This is a genomic window from Thalassobaculum fulvum (assembly GCF_014652915.1).
GTDB classification, from domain to species: domain Bacteria; phylum Pseudomonadota; class Alphaproteobacteria; order Thalassobaculales; family Thalassobaculaceae; genus Thalassobaculum_A; species Thalassobaculum_A fulvum.
The window spans coordinates 102,236-119,826 of record NZ_BMZS01000011.1; the positions used below are offsets into that span (position 1 = coordinate 102,236).

General features: G+C 72.4%; 16 protein-coding genes. 10 read left to right on the top strand and 6 right to left on the bottom strand.

What is annotated here, in order from left to right:
- The first annotated feature begins 46 nt into the window (after positions 1-46).
- Complete coding sequence (locus IE246_RS21920) at positions 47-418, top strand: hypothetical protein (protein WP_189993698.1); 372 nt, start codon at positions 47-49, stop codon at positions 416-418.
- Positions 419-449: 31 nt separating this feature from the next.
- On the opposite strand, the gene IE246_RS21925 is transcribed toward IE246_RS21920, so the two are convergent.
- The 3 genes from IE246_RS21925 to fsa are packed head-to-tail and all read right to left on the bottom strand — an operon-like array spanning position 450 to position 2,853.
- A complete protein-coding gene (locus IE246_RS21925; protein WP_229837433.1) occupies positions 450-1,451 on the bottom strand; it encodes a tyrosine recombinase XerC in 1,002 nt (333 codons plus the stop codon).
- Positions 1,430-2,167, bottom strand: a complete 738-nt coding sequence (locus tag IE246_RS21930; RefSeq protein WP_189993700.1) for a DUF484 family protein — start codon at positions 2,165-2,167, stop codon at positions 1,430-1,432. Before IE246_RS21930 ends, IE246_RS21925 begins: the two co-directional genes overlap by 22 nt.
- On the bottom strand, positions 2,164-2,853 hold the full coding sequence (fsa, locus tag IE246_RS21935; RefSeq protein WP_189993703.1) for a fructose-6-phosphate aldolase: 690 nt from the start codon (positions 2,851-2,853) through the stop codon (positions 2,164-2,166). The genes IE246_RS21930 and fsa overlap by 4 nt, the downstream gene beginning before the upstream one ends.
- Positions 2,854-3,081: 228 nt before the next feature.
- Between fsa and IE246_RS21940 the strand changes: the two genes are divergently transcribed.
- The 9 genes from IE246_RS21940 (at position 3,082) to IE246_RS21980 (ending at position 14,403) form a co-directional block, all read left to right on the top strand.
- Positions 3,082-5,283, top strand: a complete 2,202-nt coding sequence (locus tag IE246_RS21940) for a primosomal protein N' (RefSeq protein ID WP_229837434.1) — start codon at positions 3,082-3,084, stop codon at positions 5,281-5,283.
- 249 nt (positions 5,284-5,532) lie between these two features.
- Positions 5,533-6,084 (top strand): F0F1 ATP synthase subunit delta, encoded by a 552-nt coding sequence (locus IE246_RS21945; protein ID WP_189993707.1) that lies wholly within the window; start codon positions 5,533-5,535, stop codon positions 6,082-6,084.
- Positions 6,084-7,619, top strand: coding sequence for a F0F1 ATP synthase subunit alpha (gene atpA / locus IE246_RS21950; RefSeq protein ID WP_189993709.1), 1,536 nt, complete (start codon positions 6,084-6,086; stop codon positions 7,617-7,619). The genes IE246_RS21945 and atpA overlap by 1 nt, the downstream gene beginning before the upstream one ends.
- A gap of 83 nt (positions 7,620-7,702) precedes the next feature.
- Positions 7,703-8,584, top strand: a complete 882-nt coding sequence (locus tag IE246_RS21955; RefSeq protein ID WP_189993711.1) for a F0F1 ATP synthase subunit gamma — start codon at positions 7,703-7,705, stop codon at positions 8,582-8,584.
- Positions 8,585-8,628: 44 nt separating this feature from the next.
- A complete protein-coding gene (atpD, locus tag IE246_RS21960) occupies positions 8,629-10,053 on the top strand; it encodes a F0F1 ATP synthase subunit beta (RefSeq protein ID WP_189993713.1) in 1,425 nt (474 codons plus the stop codon).
- 45 nt (positions 10,054-10,098) lie between these two features.
- Complete coding sequence (locus tag IE246_RS21965) at positions 10,099-10,509, top strand: F0F1 ATP synthase subunit epsilon (RefSeq protein ID WP_189993715.1); 411 nt, start codon at positions 10,099-10,101, stop codon at positions 10,507-10,509.
- A 121-nt stretch (positions 10,510-10,630) separates the two neighbouring features.
- On the top strand, positions 10,631-13,840 hold the full coding sequence (locus tag IE246_RS21970; RefSeq protein WP_189993716.1) for an intermembrane phospholipid transport protein YdbH family protein: 3,210 nt from the start codon (positions 10,631-10,633) through the stop codon (positions 13,838-13,840).
- The gene (locus IE246_RS21975) at positions 13,830-14,027 is read left to right on the top strand and encodes a YnbE family lipoprotein (RefSeq protein ID WP_189993718.1); all 198 of its coding nucleotides are present in this window, start codon (positions 13,830-13,832) and stop codon (positions 14,025-14,027) included. Before IE246_RS21970 ends, IE246_RS21975 begins: the two co-directional genes overlap by 11 nt.
- A 10-nt stretch (positions 14,028-14,037) precedes the next feature.
- Positions 14,038-14,403, top strand: coding sequence for a YdbL family probable chaperone protein (locus tag IE246_RS21980; protein ID WP_229837435.1), 366 nt, complete (start codon positions 14,038-14,040; stop codon positions 14,401-14,403).
- Between the two features lie 19 nt (positions 14,404-14,422).
- Here the strand turns inward: IE246_RS21980 and IE246_RS21985 are convergent, their stop codons facing one another.
- The 3 genes from IE246_RS21985 to IE246_RS21995 form a co-directional block, all read right to left on the bottom strand.
- Positions 14,423-15,685, bottom strand: a complete 1,263-nt coding sequence (locus tag IE246_RS21985) for a hypothetical protein (RefSeq protein WP_189993720.1) — start codon at positions 15,683-15,685, stop codon at positions 14,423-14,425.
- Positions 15,686-15,749: 64 nt separating this feature from the next.
- Entirely contained in the window at positions 15,750-16,256 is a 507-nt protein-coding gene (locus tag IE246_RS21990) for an RNA pyrophosphohydrolase (protein ID WP_189993721.1), read from the bottom strand.
- Between the two features lie 9 nt (positions 16,257-16,265).
- Positions 16,266-17,576, bottom strand: a complete 1,311-nt coding sequence (locus IE246_RS21995; protein WP_189993722.1) for a divergent polysaccharide deacetylase family protein — start codon at positions 17,574-17,576, stop codon at positions 16,266-16,268.
- Positions 17,577-17,591 lie beyond the last annotated feature (15 nt).

Below are 17,591 nucleotides of genomic sequence, written 5' to 3' on the forward strand. Positions count from 1 at the left end.
CCGTCGCCCGCTTCGGCGCAAAGCCGTGAGGGCGGGCCGCTGAGCGATGGTGAAGTACCGAATCGATCGCGCCCGGCGCCTCATCGAGATCACGATCGCCGGCGTCTACCTGCTCGAGCACGCGCAGGCGCTGGCCCGAAGCCTGCGGGCCGATCCGGCGTTCGACCGGGAGTTCTCCCAGATCATCGATTGCCGGGATGCGGATCTGTCGAACCTGTCGACCGCGGACCTGCGGGAGATCGCGGCCGACCTGCTGTCGGTCCCCGGCAGGCGGATCGCGATCCTCAGCAAGGACAGCTCCGACGAAGCGCTCGTGCGGCTGTACGCGACCTATGTGCAGCTGACCGAGAACAAGAGCGTGTTGCGGAGCTTCCACGATCTCGACAGCGCGATCGCCTGGATCGGGGAGATCCGTTAGGCCGACCTTGCAGGACGGGCCGCGACCATCGCTACCGCCCCCGGTCGCGCGGATGCGCCGCGCGGTGCACGTCGAGCAGCCGGGCGGCGTCGACCTCGGTATAGCGCTGGGTCGTCGACAGCGAGGCGTGGCCGAGCAGCTCCTGGATCGCCCGCAGGTCGCCGCCGCCGGCCAGCAGGTGGGTGGCGAAGGAGTGGCGGAGAGCGTGCGGGGTCGCGGTCTCCGGCAGGCCGAGCCAGCCGCGCAGGGTCTGCACCGCCTGCTGCACCCGGCGCGCCCCCAGCCGGCCGCCGCGGGCGCCGACGAACAGCGGGTCGTCCGGCCCGAGCCGGTACGGACAGCGCTCCAGGTAGTCCTCGACGGCGCGCCGGACGACCGGCAGCACCGGCACCAGCCGGGCCTTGCCGCCCTTGCCGGTGATCGCCACGGTGTCGCCCAACGGCGCCGCCCGGCGATCCAGGCCGAGCGCCTCGCCGACCCGCAGCCCGCAGCCGTACAGCAGCGCCAGCACGGCGGCGTCGCGGGCGGCGATCCAGGGTTCGTCCGACAGCTCGCCGACGCTTTCCAGCGCGTCCATCGCCTCGTCGACGGTCAGCGCCTTCGGTACCGATCTCGGCACCCGCGGGCCGCGCACCGCGCCGATGGCGGCGTTGGCGGCCAGCCCGCGGCGCTCCAGGAACCGGAAGAAGCCGCGCACCGTCGACAGCGCCCGGGCGGTCGAGCTCTTCTCCAGCCCGTCGAGCGCGCGGTGTGCCAGCCAGGCCCGGAAGTCGGCCGGTTGCAGGTCCCGCAGCGCGGCCAGCGAGACGCTGTCGCCGAGATGGCCGGCGAGGAAGCCGAGGAAGCCGCCGAGGTCGCGGCCGTAGGCGGCCAGGGTATGCGGCGAGGCCCGCTTTTCGGATATCAGCCATTGCCGCCAGTCGGCGATCGCGGCCGACAGGCGGGCGTCGACCGGCGCAGCTGCGGCGTCGACCGGCGCGGGGTCGAGGGGCGCCGGGGCGCGGGGGGGGCTCAGCTCGGCAGGTGCAGCCACTGCCGGATCATGATCTCAAGCGCCCGCGCCAGGAAGCCGAGCAGCTCGGTGCCCTGGCCGGCGACGAAGCCGTCGGGACGGCGCGAGCCGAGCGCCAGCAGCCCGACCGGGGCCTGCTGCGACGCCCGCAGCCGGGTCAGCGCCTGACTGCGTACCAGCCCGGCGGCGGCTCCGAACAGCCGCGGGTCGCCGTTGATGTTGCCGGCCAGCAGCACGTCGCGGCCGCGCCCCAGCATGCCGTCGACGGCGCCCTCGGGCAGCGCCCGGATGCCGGCGGCGTAGGCCTTGGGGATCGGCACGTCGCCGGCCTCGACGCCGATGGTCACGGCGTCGACGTCGAGCTGGACCGCGAGGTCGCCGGTGACGGTGTGGATCATGCTCTCGAACGACGGCGCCCGCAGGATCGACAGCACCGCGTCGTGCACCCGCGACTGGATCGACTGGTTGGCCCGCGCCGTGGTCACCAGGTAGTCCTGGGCCGCCTGCAGCCGCTCGTTCTCGGCCTTCAGGCGCTGCACCATGGCGTGCTGGAAGTCGATGACGTTGCCGGCCGCGCGCCGCGGCGGCGTCAGGACTTCCAGCAGCTCCGGGTTCTCGACCAGGAAGTCCGGATGGCGCTTCAGGTAGTCGACGATCCGGTCGGCCGTCAGCTCCTTCAGGTCGCCCGGCGGGCGGCCGCTGCCTTTCGCACTCTTGGCCGGGACCTTCTCCGTCATGCGGCGTCGCTCTCCGACCCCGGATTCGCCTGGCCGAGGATCGACTGCCCGGTCTTCGCCCAGTCGGCCAGGAACGCCTCCAGGCCCTTGTCGGTCAGCGGGTGCTTGTACATCTGGCGCAGCACCGCCGGCGGGATGGTGGCGACGTCGGCCCCCAGCTTGGCGGCCTCGATCACGTGCTGCGGGCCGCGCACCGAGGCGACCAGCACCGCGGTCTTGAAGTCGTAGGCCGCATAGATCTCGACGATCTCGGCGATCAGGTCCATGCCGACCGCGCCGATGTCGTCGAGCCGGCCGACGAACGGCGAGACGTAGGAGGCGCCGGCCTTGGCGGCCAGCAGCGCCTGGGCGGCCGAGAAGCACAGTGTCACGTTGACCGGGGTGCCGCCGTCCGACAGCACCTTGCAGGTCCGCAGCCCGTCGACCGTCAGCGGCACCTTGATCGCGATGTTCTTGGCGATCGAGGCCAGGAACCGCGCCTCCTTCAGCATGCCCGCGTGGTCGGTCGCGGTGACCTCGGCCGAAACCGGGCCGGGCACGACGTCGCAGATCTCGGCGATCACGTCGGCGATCGGCCGGCCGGACTTGGCGACCAGGGACGGGTTGGTGGTCACGCCGTCGACCAGCCCGGTGGCCGCGAGGTCGCGAATCTCCGCCACGTCGGCGGTGTCGATGAAGAACTTCATGGCCGCTTCGTCTCCACTCGTGGAAGGCCGGAGGCCTACGCGAATCGCCGGGCCGAGTCTACCCCATCGCCGGACCACCGGCCAGCCGGCCCGCCGGGTTCGCGCGCCCCGGCACGCCCGCGTTGTCCGGCCGGCGGCCGGGCGGCACACTCGCCCCGCCGGCATGCCGGCACCGAAACACCGCCTCGGCCTGCCATAGCCGGCGGCATGGACGGAGAGCTTCGCCGCGTGGACGACCTGTTCCCCCTGGACGCGCCCTACGAGCGGGTCAGCGTGCTGCTGCCGCTGCCGCTCGACGGGGCGTACGACTACAAGGCCGACCCGGCCTGGGGGCTGGAACGCGGCGCCGTGGTCGAGGTCCCGCTCGGCCGGCGGCGGCTGATCGGCGTGGTGCTCGGCCCGGGCGGCGACGACGTCGCCGAGGACAAGCTGCGCGGCGTGATCCGGGCGTTCGACGTGCCGCCTCTGCCCGGCACGGTGCTCGACCTGGTCGACTGGGTGGCCGGCTGGACCCTGGCGGCCCGCGGCTCGGTGCTGCGCATGGCGATCAGCTCGCCGGGCGCGCTCGAGCCGCCGCCGGCGACCCAGGTGCTGACCGCGGTGCCGGAGGCGGCGTGGCCGCCGAACGTCCGGATGACCCCGGCCCGCCGCCGGGCGCTGGCGGCGCTCGCCGACGGCCCGGCGCTGGAGCCGCGCGACCTGGCGCGCGAGGCCGGGATCGGGCCGGCGGTGATCAAGTCGATGCTGGAGGCCGGCCTGCTGGAGCGTCACGACCTGGCGCCACCGCCGCCGTTCGCCGCACCGGACCCGGACCGGGCGGGCCACGACCTGACCGGCGAGCAGGCGGCGGCCGCCGAGGCCTTGCGGCAGGCGGTCGCGGACCGGGCGTTTGCGGTCACCGCGCTCGACGGGGTCACCGGCTCCGGCAAGACCGAGGTGTACTTCGAGGCGATCGCTGCCGCCCTGGCGGCCGGCCGGCAGGCGCTGGTGCTGCTGCCGGAGATCGCGCTGTCGGCGCAGTGGCTGGAACGGTTCGAGGCGCGCTTCGGCACCGCCCCGGCGGTCTGGCACTCCGACCTCAAGCCGGGGGTCCGCCGCCGCACCTGGCGGGCCGTCGCCGAGGGCACGGCGCGGGTGCTGGTCGGGGCCCGCTCGGCCCTGTTCCTGCCGTTCGCGGAGCTCGGCCTGATCGTCGTCGACGAGGAGCACGAGCCCGCCTACAAGCAGGAGGACGGCGTCGCCTACCAGGCCCGCGACATGGCGGTGGTGCGCGCCCATCTGGAGAGCGTTCCGGTCGTCCTGGTGTCGGCCACGCCCAGCCTGGAGACCCTGGAGAACGTGCGCAGCGGCCGCTACCGGGCGCTGCATCTGCACGCCCGGCCGGGCAGCGCGGTGCTGCCGACGGTCGAGCTGATCGACATGCGCCGCGACCGGCCGGAGCGCGGCCGGTTCCTGGCGCCCGGCCTGGTGCGGGCGATGCGGCAGACCCTGGACGAGGGCGAGCAGGCGCTGCTGTTCCTGAACCGCCGCGGCTACGCCCCGCTGACCCTGTGCCGGGCCTGCGGCCACCGCCTGGAGTGCCCGAACTGCACGGCCTGGCTGGTCGAGCACCGGCTGCTGGGCCGGCTGCAGTGCCATCATTGCGGCTATTCCGGCCGGATGCCGAAGGCCTGCCCGTCCTGCGAGGCCGAGGACAGCTTCGTCGCCAGCGGCCCGGGCGTCGAGCGGCTGGCCGAGGAGGTGCTGAGCCGGTTCCCCGACGCCCGATTCCAGATCGCCTCGTCCGATACCATCCTCGGGCCCGACCAGGCGGCCGAGTTCGTGCGCGCGGTCAACGCCCGCGAGATCGACGTGATCGTCGGCACCCAGATCGTCGCCAAGGGCCACCACTTCCCGTGGCTCACCCTGGTCGGCGTGGTCGACGCCGACCTCGGCCTGGCCGGCGGCGACCTCAGGGCCGGCGAGCGCACTTACCAGATGCTGCACCAGGTGGCCGGGCGGGCCGGCCGGGCCGAGCGGCCGGGCCGGGTGCTGCTGCAGACCCATGTGCCGGAGAACCCGGTGATGGCGGCGCTGGCGGCCGGCGACCGCGAGCGGTTCCTGGAGTACGAGACCGAGCAGCGCCGGGCCGCCGGCATGCCGCCGTTCGGGCGCCTGGCCGGGCTGGTGGTGTCGGCGCCGGACGCCGAGCGGGCGGATCTGGCGGCCCGCGCCATCGCCCGGGCGGCGCCGCGGATCGACGGGGTGGCGGTGCTCGGGCCGGCGCCGGCGCCGCTCGCGCTGCTGCGCGGCCGCCACCGCCGGCGGCTGCTGGTCAAGGCCCGCAAGGACGTCAACCTGCAGCGCGTGCTGCGCGACTGGCTGTCGCCGATCAAGCTGGAGAACGCCGTCCGGCTGACCATCGACGTCGATCCGTACAGTTTCCTCTAGGGCGGTCGCGGCGATGGAAAAGCCTCGGCAATCCGTCGTTTAGGAGCGCCATCGAGACGCCGCAACTTGCCGTTCGGTGGCCGCTTGCACCCCCCAGACCCGTGTGCTAGTTAGGCGCCGCGCCGCGGGGGGTGGCCTCTCTCCGGGAGGCCTTTGCGCGGCGGCTTCACCATCCACGCGGCCGTCGGCGTGGTCCCGCCCCCGAGGCGGGATAAGTCGGCACCGATCGAGACGAAGGGGCGTTTCCTCGTGGCATCGGAAACCCAAGGGCTTGCCGCTCGATACGCGTTGGCGCTCTACGAGCTGGCCGACGAAGGCAAGGTTCTGGACGACGTCGCCTCGGACCTGTCCGCGCTGCGGCAGCTGCTGAGCGACAGCCCGGAATTCGACCGCCTGATCCGCTCGCCGGTGCTGACCCGCGACGATCAGGGCAAGGGCGTGCTGGCGGTGGCCGAGAAGGCCGGCGCGCACCCGCTGACCGCCAAGTTCCTCGGCGTGCTGGCCGCCAACCGGCGGCTGTTCGCGCTGCCGCGGATGATCGACGCCTACTTGGCCGAGCTGGCCCGCCGCCGCGGCGAGGTCGCCGCCCAGGTCACCTCGGCGGTGACGCTGTCCGAGGAGCAGGTCGCCTCGGTCACCGAGGCGCTGCGCAAGGTGGTCGGCCAGAAGGTCACCGTTGATCTCACCGTCGATCCGTCGCTGATCGGCGGCCTGATCGTGCGCGTCGGCTCGCGCATGATCGACAGTTCGCTCCGTACCAAGCTGCAGCGTCTGCAGCTCGCCATGAAAGGGATTGGCTGATGGACATCCGCGCCGCTGAAATTTCCGGCATCCTCAAGGAGCAGATCGCCAATTTCGGGGCCGAGGCGGAGGTCGCCGAGGTCGGCCAGGTGCTGTCCGTCGGTGACGGCATCGCCCGCGTCTACGGGCTGGACCAGGTCCAGGCCGGCGAGATGGTCGAGTTCCCGGGTGGCATCCGCGGCATGGCGCTGAACCTCGAGACCGACAACGTCGGTATCGTGATCTTCGGCGACGACCGCAGCATCAAGGAAGGCGACACCGTCAAGCGGACCGGCGCCATCGTGGACGTGCCGGTCGGCCGTGGCCTGCTCGGCCGGGTGGTCGACGGCCTCGGCAACCCGATCGACGGCAAGGGCCCGCTGCAGGACGTCGAGCGCAAGCGCGTCGAGGTCAAGGCGCCGGGCATCATGCCGCGCAAGTCGGTGCACGAGCCGATGCAGACCGGCCTGAAGGCGATCGACAGCCTGATCCCGGTCGGCCGCGGCCAGCGGGAGCTGATCATCGGCGACCGCCAGACCGGCAAGACCGCGATCGCGGTCGACACCTTCATCAACCAGAAGTCGGTCAACGACGCTGCCGGCGACGACGACAGCAAGAAGCTGTTCTGCATCTACGTCGCGGTCGGCCAGAAGCGCTCCACGGTCGCCCAGATCGTGAAGACCCTGGAGGACTACGGCGCGCTCGAGTACTCGATCGTGATCGCGGCCACCGCGTCCGACCCGGCGCCGCTGCAGTTCCTGGCGCCGTACACCGGCTGCGCGATGGGCGAGTTCTTCCGCGACAACGGCATGCATGCCGTGATCGTGTACGACGACCTGTCCAAGCAGGCCGTCGCCTACCGCCAGATGTCGCTGCTGCTGCGTCGCCCGCCGGGGCGCGAGGCCTACCCGGGCGACGTGTTCTACCTGCACTCGCGGCTGCTCGAGCGCGCGGCGAAGATGAACGACGCCAACGGTGCCGGCTCGCTGACCGCCCTGCCGGTCATCGAGACCCAGGCCGGTGACGTGTCGGCGTACATCCCGACCAACGTGATCTCGATCACGGATGGCCAGATCTTCCTGGAGACCGACCTGTTCTACCGCGGCATCCGCCCGGCGGTGAACGTCGGCCTGTCGGTCAGCCGCGTCGGCTCGGCCGCCCAGATCAAGGCCATGAAGCAGGTCGCCGGCACCATCAAGCTGGAGCTCGCGCAGTATCGCGAGATGGCCGCCTTCGCGCAGTTCGCCTCGGACCTCGACGCCGCCACCCAGCGCCTGCTGGCCCGCGGCTCGCGCCTGACCGAGCTGCTGAAGCAGGCGCAGTTCAGCCCGATGCCGGTCGAGGAGCAGGTCGTGTCGATCTTCGCGGGCGTCCGCGGCTACCTCGACTCCATCGCGATCGCCGACATCGGCCGGTTCGAGAGCCAGCTCCTGGCGGACGTCCGGGCGAAGGCCCCGGGCATCCTCGAGGCGATCCGGACCGAGAAGGCGCTGTCGGACGAGACCCAGGGCAAGCTGAAGGAGTTCATGGACTCCTTCGCCAAGACCTTCGCCTGATGCCGGCGGGCGCGCCCCTCGCGGGCGCGCCCGGACCGGTCGGTTGACGGCGAAACGCCAACGGTGGGGCAGCGGACGGTACGATGGCCAACCTCAAGGACCTGAAGATCCGGATCAAGAGCGTCAAGTCGACGCAGAAGATCACGTCGGCCATGAAAATGGTCGCGGCCGCGAAGCTGCGTCGGGCGCAGGAGGCGGCCGAAGCCGCGCGGCCCTATGCCCAGCGCATGGAGCGGATGATCGCGTCGCTCGGCGCCAAGGTCGGCTCCAGCGGCGGCCCCAGGCTGATCGCCGGCACCGGCAAGGACGACGTCCACATGATCGTGGTGGCGACCGCCGACCGCGGCCTGTGCGGCGGCTTCAACTCGTCGATCGTGCGGGCCGCCCGGCGCCGGATCATCGAACTCGAGCGCGAGGGCAAGACCGTCAAGATCATGACGGTCGGCCGCAAGGCGCGCGACCAGCTGCGCCGCACCCACGGCGCGAAGATCGTCAAGTCGATGGAGAACGTCGCCCGCACCGTCGTCGGCTTCGAGACCGCCGACAACATCGCGCGCGAGCTGATCCACGCCTTCGATGCCGGCGAGTTCGACGTCTGCACGATCTTCTTCAACCGCTTCAAGTCGGCGATGAGCCAGATCGTCACCGCCCAGCAGCTGATTCCGGCCAGCGTCCCGGAGGCCGAGGAGGAACAGGGCGACGAGCTGAAGGCGCTGTACGAGTACGAGCCGGACGAGGAGGGCATCCTCGCCGCGCTGCTGCCGCGCAACGTCGCCACCCAGATCTACGCGGCTCTGCTGGAGAACGCGGCCAGCGAGCACGGCGCGCGGATGACGGCGATGGACAGCGCCACCCGCAACGCCGGCGACATGATCGACCGACTGACGATGACCTACAACCGGACCCGTCAGGCGGTGATCACCAAGGAACTCATCGAGATCATTTCGGGCGCAGAGGCGCTCTGAGGCGCAGCACCGTCGCCTCCCCGCCCAACCGAGGAGCCTAAAGCATGGCCAACAACGCTACCGGTAAGATTACCCAGGTCATTGGCGCCGTCGTCGACGTGAAGTTCGAGGGCGAGCTGCCGCCGATCCTGAACGCGCTGCACACCAAGATCGGCGACAACCTCCTGGTGCTGGAAGTGGCGCAGCACCTCGGCGAGAACACCGTGCGCACGATCGCCATGGACTCGACCGAGGGCGCGGTCCGCGGCCAGTCGGTGGAAGACACCGGCGCCCCGATCACCGTGCCGGTCGGGCCCGAGACCCTGGGCCGCATCCTGAACGTCATTGGCCAGCCGGCCGACGAGCGGCCGCCGGTCGAGAGCAAGATGCACTTCCCGATCCACCGTCCGGCGCCGGAGTACATCGACCAGTCGACCGAGGCCGAGATCCTGATCACCGGCATCAAGGTCATCGACCTGCTGGCGCCGTACGCCAAGGGCGGCAAGATCGGCCTGTTCGGCGGCGCCGGCGTGGGCAAGACGGTGCTGATCATGGAGCTGATCAACAACGTCGCGAAGGCGCATGGCGGCTACTCGGTGTTCGCCGGCGTGGGCGAGCGGACCCGTGAAGGCAACGACCTCTACCACGAGATGGTGGAGTCCGGGGTCATCGTGCAGGACGGCCCGGGCTCGAAGGCGGCGCTGGTCTACGGCCAGATGAACGAGCCGCCGGGTGCCCGTGCCCGCGTCGGCCTGACCGGCCTGACACTGGCCGAGTACTTCCGTGACGAGGAAGGCCAGGACGTGCTGTTCTTCGTCGACAACATCTTCCGCTTCACCCAGGCGGGTTCCGAGGTGTCGGCGCTGCTCGGCCGTATCCCGTCGGCGGTGGGTTACCAGCCGACCCTGGCGACCGACATGGGCGCCCTGCAGGAGCGGATCACCACCACCAAGAAGGGCTCGATCACCTCGGTGCAGGCCATCTACGTGCCGGCCGACGACCTGACCGACCCGGCGCCGGCGACGTCGTTCTCGCACCTCGACGCCACCACGGTGCTCAACCGTTCGATCGCCGAGCTCGGCATCTACCCGGCGGTCGACCCGCTCGACTCGACCTCGCGCATGCTCGACCCGCGGGTCATCGGCGACGAGCACTACAACGTCGCCCGTCGCGTGCAGGAGGTGCTGCAGCAGTACAAGTCGCTGCAGGACATCATCGCGATCCTGGGCATGGACGAGCTCTCGGAAGAGGACCGCCTGACGGTGGCGCGGGCCCGCAAGATCCAGCGCTTCCTGTCGCAGCCGTTCCACGTCGCCGAGGTGTTCACCGGCAGCCCGGGCAAGCTCGTGGCCCTCGAGGACACCATCAAGGGCTTCAAGGCGATCGTCGACGGCCAGTACGACGACCTGCCGGAAGCGGCGTTCTACATGGTCGGCGGCATCGACGAGGCGGTCGAGAAGGCCCGCAAGATGGCGGCCGAGGCCGCCTGATCGGGTCGCGCCCGTCCGCAGCGGTCGACAAAGAGGTAGGGAACGATGGCTGAGACCACCCAGTTCGAGCTCGTGTCGCCGGAACGGCTGGTGCTGTCCCGTGACGTCGAGATGGTCGTCGTCCCCGGCAGCGAGGGGTATTTCGGCGTGCTGCCGCGGCACGCGCCGATGATCTCGACCCTGTCGGCCGGCGTGATCGACATCTACCAGGGCGGCTCGGTGGTCGAGCGGATCTTCGTGGCCGGCGGCTTCGCCGAGGTCACCGAGACCCGTTGCACGGTGCTGGCCGAGGAGGCCCGCCCGCTCGGCGAGGTCACCCTGGCCGACGTCGAGAAGGAACTGGCCGGCGACCGCGACGTCCTGAAGGACACCAAGGACGAGGTCGAGCGCGAGAAGCTGCAGGACCGGATCCGCATGCTCGAAGCGCTGGCCGACGCCAAGCGCAAGGCGGCGTAACGCCCCGAGCGGGCCGCATCCCGCGCAGGACCGACTTCGGAACGGCCGTCCATTGGACGGCCGTTTTCCGTGTTGTCATACTTCTCCCCGATTCGTGGCGGCATCGGAGGGAGTCGCAAGCGTGCGTTGGCTGGGCCGCGCGGTCCTCATCCTGCTGGCGGTCGTGGCCGTGCTGGCGCCGGCCCTGTGGGTCGGCCGGGACGTCGTCCCGCCGCGAATCGTGCGCTGGGCCGTCAATCAGGCGGCCGGCGTCGACGCGCTCGACGACCTGGCGTTCCGGATCGAGGCGCTGTCCCTGGACCATGTCGAACTCGTCGACCTGCGGGTGAACCGGGACGCCGTTCTGACGGCCGAGCGGATCCGGATCGCGTTCGACCCGGCCGAGCTGCTGGGCGGCCGCCTGCGCGCCGTCACCGCGACCGGCGCGGTGCTCGACGCGACGGTCGCGCCCGACGGCGCGCTCCGGCTCGGCAGCCTCGATCCCCTGGTCGCGGCGCTCGCCGCCGGACGAACCGACTCCGCTTCCGACCGGCCGGCGGTCCGGCGGATCGAGCTGCGCGACGCCGCCATCCGGCTGGACGGTGCCGCCCGCGGCCGGCTGCGTCTGGAGGGCACGGCCGCGCCGACGCCCGGCGGCGGCCTGGCGGCCGGCCTGGCATGGCGGCTCGCGGCCGTGACCGGGGCGCCCGGCCCGCTGGCGGCCGGCCTGTCGCTGGAAGCCGAGGGCCGGGCGACCCTGGACCGCGACGCCGCCGGCGCGCGGACCGGCGTGTCGATCGCCGCCGGCCGGCTGCGACGCGAGGCCTTGGACGTCGTCGGGATGCGCGGGACCGCCACACTCAGCCTGCCGGCTTCCGGCGGAGTCGTGGTCGCCGCCGAACTTTCCGCCGGCCGGGTCCTGGCCGGTGGCGCCGCGGTTCCGGCGCCCGCGGCCCGGTTGCGGTATGACGAGACCGGGTTGTCGGGAACCGTGAGGCTGGGCCCCGAAGCCGATCCCGAGGCGATCGCGGCGGCGGTCGCCGATGCGGCGGGCGCCGACGGTCGCCGCCCGGTCCGGCTGGAGCTGAGCGCCGACCTCGCCCGGCTCGACGGGCTGCTGGCGGCCTGGACCGGCCGGCAGCCGCTGAACCTGCGCGGGACGGCGCAGGCCGAGGCGGCGGGATCGTTTTCCTTGGCCGATCCGGCGCCGGCGGCGGTGTGGTCGAGCGCGGTGGCGGCCGGCGGCCTGTCGGTCTCGCTGGCCGACGGCAGCGTGCCGTCCCTGGGCCGGCTCCAGGGCACGGCCCGGCTGGCGGCGGCGCTCGCGGCCGGGCGCCTAGCGGTCGAGACCGCCGGGCCCGTCACTCTCCGGGTGCAGCCGGAGCCGCCGCCGGATGCCACGGCGCCCGGGTTCCTTGCGGTCCCGGCGACGGTGACCGCCGGGACCGCCACGACCCCGCTGCGGGCGCTGCTGCAGGACCTGTTCGGCGATCCCCGGGTCGTGGTCGAGGGACCGGTTGCGGCGGTCGCGGCCGACGGCGCCAACGGCACGGTGGCGGGCCGGGCGGTGTTCCGTCCCGGCGCGACCGGCTGGCGGCTCGACCGGGTCGAGCGGGCGACGGTGCAGGCGGCCGGCATTCGCCATGCCGGAATCGACCTGGAACGCCTGGACGCCGGCGTCGCCGACCTGACCGTCGGGCCGTCGGGGCCGGCCGGCGAGTTCGAGCTGAGCCTGCGCGCCAGCGCGCCCGAGCGCGGGGTTGTCGGGGCCGCCGTCACGGCCCGGGGGCGGGTGGAGACCGGCGAGGACGGGGTCCGCGTCCTGCTGTCGACGCCGGCCCGCCTGACGGTCGACCGGCTGGCCCCGGCCGCCCCGGTCGCCCCGATCGAGCGGCTGGCGGTCCGGGTGGCGGCGACCAACCGTGCGGTGCTCACCGTGCCGCTGGAGCCGGGACCGGTCCTGCTCGACCTGCCGGTCGAGCTGCCGGCGCTCGCGGTGGCGTCGGCCCGGGCCGACGCCTGGCGCATCGACCTCGAGCCGCTGCGGGCGACGGTCAGCGCCTCGCTGGAACCGTCCGGCGACGGCCGGCTGCGGGTCCGGCTGACCGGAGCGTCGGCCGCGGTCGCGCCGGCCGGGGTGACCTTGGACGGGCTGGCCGCCGACCTCCGCCTGGACCTGGCGGCCGGCGATGGCGGCTCGGGCGCAGCGCGTCTCCGCCGCCTCGACGTGACTGCCCGCCGGGTCGCCGACCGGGACGCCCGGCTGGCCCGGTTCGCGCCGCTGTCGCTCGAGGGGGTGGCGCACGGCGCCGCGACCGCCCGCAGCCCGGACCGACTGGCCTTCCGCATGACGCTGCGCGGGGCCGACGGGGCGTTCGTGCTGGATGCCGACGGCCATCACGTCCCGTCGAGCGGGCGTGGCGAGGCCGAGCTGACGCTGTTCCCGATCCGCTTCGTGCCCGGCGGGCTGCAGCCGGCCGACCTGTCGCCGGCGGCGGCCGCGCTGTTCCGCGACGCCTCCGGTGAGGTGTCGCTCGGCGGGCGGGTGCGCTGGCCGGGCGAGGCGGTTCCGCCCGACGACCCGCTGACCCTGACCCTGAAGGACCTCGGCTTCTCCGGGTCGCTCGGCACCGTCACCGGGCTGTCCGGCGCCGTCGCTGTCACCCGCGTCGACCCGCCGGCCACGGCCCCGGCCCAGGAGTTGACGGCGACGGCCGCCGATGTCGGGATCCCGATCGTCGCCCCGCGCGTCCGCTTCCGCCTGGAGCCGGACCGGGTGCTGCGGCTGGAGAGCGTCGAGGCCCGCTTCGCCGACGGCCGGGTGAGTGCCGAAGACGTGGCGGTGCCGTTGGGCGGCCGGCAGCCGGTACCCGTGGTCCTGAAGGTCGAGCGGGTCGACGCGGCCCGTCTGGCCGAGATCATCGACCTCGACGGGCTGTCGGCGACCGGCACCCTGTCCGGCTGGCTGCCGCTGCTGTGGGACCCCGAGACCGGGCTGGCGGTCCGGCAGGCCCGGCTGACCGCCGGGGTGGGCGGTGGCTCGCTGCGCTACCAGCCGTCCGGCGACGCCCCCGCGTTGCAGGATTCCGGCGAGCAGGTTAGCCTCCTGCTGCGGGCGATTCGAAACTTCGTCTACGAGTCCTTCGAGGTCGAGGCCGACGGCCGCCCGGGGGAGCCGTTCGACGTCAGACTCAGGTTGCGCGGTGCCAATCCCGATCTCTTCGACGGCTATCCGATCGCTCTCAACGTCACCCTCAGCGGGGCGCTCGACCAGCTGTTCGGCGAGATCCGGCGCAACCTCGGACTCAGCGACGTCATCCGCCGGCGCCTGGAGGCGACGGGTGGCGGTTAGCGGGCAGCGCCTGCTGGCGATCGCCGGGGTCGCGCTGGCGGTGGCCGCCTGCGAGCCCCGGGTGGCGCTGGAGGCGCCGAAGGAGCCGATCACCATCAACCTGAACATCAAGATCGAGCAGGAGGTCCGCATCAAGGTGGAGCGCGACCTCGAAGAGCTGTTCAAGACCGACAAGAAGATCTTCTGAGGAGAGGGCGATGCGGCGCGGCTCGAAGGTGCTCGGGCGACGGTCCCTGATGACGCTGCTGGCCGGGCTGGCAACGGCCGCCGCACTCGGCCCGCGGCCGGCTCTGGCGCTCGACCTCGACGCCGCCAAGGCACAGGGCTGGATCGGCGAGCGTCGCGACGGCTATGTCGGGCTGGTCGATGCGGGTGCGCCGGCGGAGGCCCGGGCCCTGGTCGACCAGGTCAACGCCGAGCGCCGTGCCGCCTACGAGAGCGTCGCCCGTCAGAACGGCGTCCCGCGCGAGCAGGTCGAGGTCCTGGCGGGGCAGAAGCTGATCGCCCGGGCGGCGCCCGGCACCTTCGTCATGGACGCCGCCGGCCGCTGGATCCGCAAGTAGCCGCCCGGCCGGCGGCGCTTCACTTGCCGGCCTTGGGCGGCGGCGGGCGGTCGTCGTCCTCGTTCATCCGGACCATGCTGGTGTGCGGCCGCCGCTTGCGCCCTTCCTCGACCCGATGCTGCAGTTCGGAGTCGAGCTGGTCGTTCTCCCAGTTGTGCATCTGGCTGACCATCCTGACCCGCGCCTGCTCGTAGCGGGCGCCCGATTTGACCTGCTCGTGATCGGGGAACAGCTCGCGGACCGGAATCCGGGGCGCGAAGCCGGCGATCCGCTGGATCGCGCGCTCGACCGCGCGGTCGCCGCCGATGGCGTCGCGCGCCCGGTAGGCGTCGCTCCACACGGAGATCATGTCGTCCCAGCCGTCCAGCCCGAACGCCACGTCGCGGCGCAGCCGGTCGAGCTGGTCGATGGCGCCCATGTTCTGGTCGAACAGGTCGGCGAGCTTGCCAAGCAGTTCGTTGAGCTGCGCCAGGCGCTCGTTGACGTAGCCGATGCATTCGTCGGCGGCCTCGACGATCTGGTCGACCCGGATCTCGAGCTCCTCCCGTACCTGGTTGCGGTACGCGGCGATCTCGGCGCGGAAGTTCAGCAGCCGGGTGTGCTGGGCGAACAGGAAGCCGTTGTGCTTTTCCTCGCCCTTGGCGGTCACGTTGCCGAACGGGGTGATCATGCCGACCAGCGGGTCGAGATAGGCCTTGGCGTCGACGACCGTGCACTTCCCCCGTTCGGCGGCGAAGATCATGACCCGCTCGATCAGCAGGTCCAGGTCGATGCGGGTGCGGCCGCTGTCGCCGCCCATCAGGTCCATCAGGGTCCGGGTGTTGGTGCGGGCCATCAGCGTGTCGCCCTTGGCGATGCCGCATTCCCGGGTCAGCTGGGCGATGACCGACAGCCGGACCATGGCCTTGTCCTGGGCGTCCCGCTCGACGATCTGCTGGGCGGCCGCCTGGAGCGACGGGTCCCCGCTGAACGCGGCGTCGGCGGCGAGGCAGATCTCGCGGACGCCGATCGGATCGAGCTCGCGGGTGGTCGTGGTCTGGAGTATCCGCTGGTGCACCCGCTGGTCGCGCAGATCCATGCTGGCCAGCTGGTCGAGCTGCTCCCAGGGAACCACCACCAGTTCGCCACGTCGCGTGCCGGAATAGTTCGGAAGCACCGCCTCCAGCAGGCGGTCCTCGCCGTGGAAGTATTCCCGCACCCGGGCGTGGGCCAGATCCTTCTGATGGAACGGGACCGTGGTCCCTCTTCGCTCGAAGGTCTGAGGCAGGTTGATGCCTCGCATGCGCCTTCCCCACTGACTGCGGGCCCCACTGACTGCGGGACGAGTTTACGCTCGGATTATCGGATTAGGAACGCTTGGCTTTTCGGGTCGTCGCCGACGCCGCCCGAACCGCCGGCAGCAGTTCCGCGACGACCGCCGAATAGATCGCCCGTTTGAACGGCACGATCAGGCCGGTCAGCTGCTCCGGTTCGACCCAGCGCCAGGCGTCGAACTCCGGGTGGGCGGTGTCGAGGCGGATCTCGCTGTCGTCGCCGAGGAAGCGGCAGGCGAACCACTTCTGCCGCTGGCCGCGCCAGCGCCCGCCCCACAGCTTGCCGATCAGGTGCTCCGGCAGGTCGTAGGCCAGCCACTCGGCGGTGCCGGCCACGATCTCGGCGTTGGCGGTGCCGATCTCCTCCTCCAGCTCGCGCAGGGCCGCCGTCTCCGGCGCCTCGCCCCTGTCGATGCCGCCCTGGGGCATCTGCCAGGCGTCCGGCGTGTCGATGCGCCGGCCGACGAACACCTGGCCCCGGCTGTCGAACAGCATCACGCCGACGCAGGGACGGTAGGGCAGCGAATCCGGACCGGCCATGGCTTCCTCTCAGCGCAGCCGCTGCCGGTCGGCCACCGCCGATACCGGGGCAAGCGTGATCCCCTTGCTCTCCAGCGTCCCGGCCCACCGCGCCAGCCGGTCGAAGGTGATCGGCAGGGCCCGGGCGATGCCGACCGCATGACGCTGCTGGCGGGCGATCGCCTCCAACCCGGCCAGGGCCCGGTCGATGGCGTCGAGCGACGGGGTGGAGTCGACGAAGGTGTTGTTGAAGGCGCGCGGCAACTGGATCGACGAGGCCAGCTCGGTGGCGATGCTGCGCGAGGTGGCGCGGCTGTCGACGAACATCAGGCCGCGCTCCTTCAGGGTCTGCAGCACCGGCATGAGCGCGTCCTCGACGGTCGTGAACTGCGAGCCCATCCAGGTGGTCACGCCGACATAGCCCGGCGCCCGTCCGAGCACCCATTCCAGGCGGTTCAGGTTGTCGACCAGCGACAGCGAGGTCAGCAGGGTCGACGGCCCCGGATCGTCGCGCGGGAAGTCCAGCGGCTCCATCGGCAGGTCGACCAGGACCTCGTGGCCGGCCTGCCTGGCGCGCTCGAGCAGCGGGCCGATGTTGCGGGCGTACGGCGAGAAGCTCAGGCTGACCGCGCTCGGGAGCCCGGAGATCGCCTGCTCGGTCAGCTCGCGGCTGAGCCCGAGCCCGACCACCACGATCGCCACCCGCGGGCGGGTATCGTCGACGTTGAACGGCCGCGCGTAGGTCGACCAGGGCTCGCGCCCGTCGGGCCCGATCTTCGGCAGCTTGGCGTCGTTCTTGATTTCCAGGAGGGTCGGATCGACGGCGGCGAGGCGGACGCCGTCGGCCGGCGCCGGCATGGCTTCCGCCCCGGCCTCCGAAGTTCCGGCGGCCGGGGCTCCGTGTGCCGGGGCTTCCTGTGCCGCCTCGGTCCCGTGGCCGGCGGCCCTGTGCTGCCCGCCATCGGGGGCGGTGCCGGCGTGCCCGGCCCCGGCGGCCGGCGTCGTGCGGTTGGCCGAGCTGTTCGGCGTCGGCGCCTCGCCGTCGGCCAGGATCGGCACGGTGAGCTGCGGGCGCTCCAGCGTCCGCCGGGCCTCCGTGGTCTCGGCATTGACGAGTATCCAGCCGACCAGCGCGCCGGTGCCGCCGATCACCAGGACCGCCAGCCCGACGGTCGCCACCGCCGTGAGAATGCGCTTCAGCCGGGTCCGGTCGGCCGGGGCCGCCGGCTCGCCGGCCTCCGGTTCCTCCGCCGCCTGATCGTCGAGCGGATCCAACTCGTCGGCGTCGGCGGTCTTCGGGCGCCGTTTCGGGAAGGGAAGCCGGATCGAGGGCAGCTTCACGGTCGGCTTCGGTGC

What these genes read in the sequence shown, in the direction of transcription:
- IE246_RS21920 (WP_189993698.1), top strand. Translation starts at nt 47, where the DNA reads ATGGTGAAGTACCGAATCGATCGCGCCCGGCGCCTCATCGAGATCACG.
- IE246_RS21930 (WP_189993700.1), bottom strand. Translation starts at nt 2,167, where the DNA reads ATGACGGAGAAGGTCCCGGCCAAGAGTGCGAAAGGCAGCGGCCGCCCG.
- fsa (WP_189993703.1), bottom strand. Translation starts at nt 2,853, where the DNA reads ATGAAGTTCTTCATCGACACCGCCGACGTGGCGGAGATTCGCGACCTC.
- atpA (WP_189993709.1), top strand. Translation starts at nt 6,084, where the DNA reads ATGGACATCCGCGCCGCTGAAATTTCCGGCATCCTCAAGGAGCAGATC.
- IE246_RS21955 (WP_189993711.1), top strand. Translation starts at nt 7,703, where the DNA reads ATGGCCAACCTCAAGGACCTGAAGATCCGGATCAAGAGCGTCAAGTCG.
- atpD (WP_189993713.1), top strand. Translation starts at nt 8,629, where the DNA reads ATGGCCAACAACGCTACCGGTAAGATTACCCAGGTCATTGGCGCCGTC.
- IE246_RS21965 (WP_189993715.1), top strand. Translation starts at nt 10,099, where the DNA reads ATGGCTGAGACCACCCAGTTCGAGCTCGTGTCGCCGGAACGGCTGGTG.
- IE246_RS21980 (WP_229837435.1), top strand. Translation starts at nt 14,038, where the DNA reads ATGCGGCGCGGCTCGAAGGTGCTCGGGCGACGGTCCCTGATGACGCTG.
- IE246_RS21985 (WP_189993720.1), bottom strand. Translation starts at nt 15,685, where the DNA reads ATGCGAGGCATCAACCTGCCTCAGACCTTCGAGCGAAGAGGGACCACG.
- IE246_RS21990 (WP_189993721.1), bottom strand. Translation starts at nt 16,256, where the DNA reads ATGGCCGGTCCGGATTCGCTGCCCTACCGTCCCTGCGTCGGCGTGATG.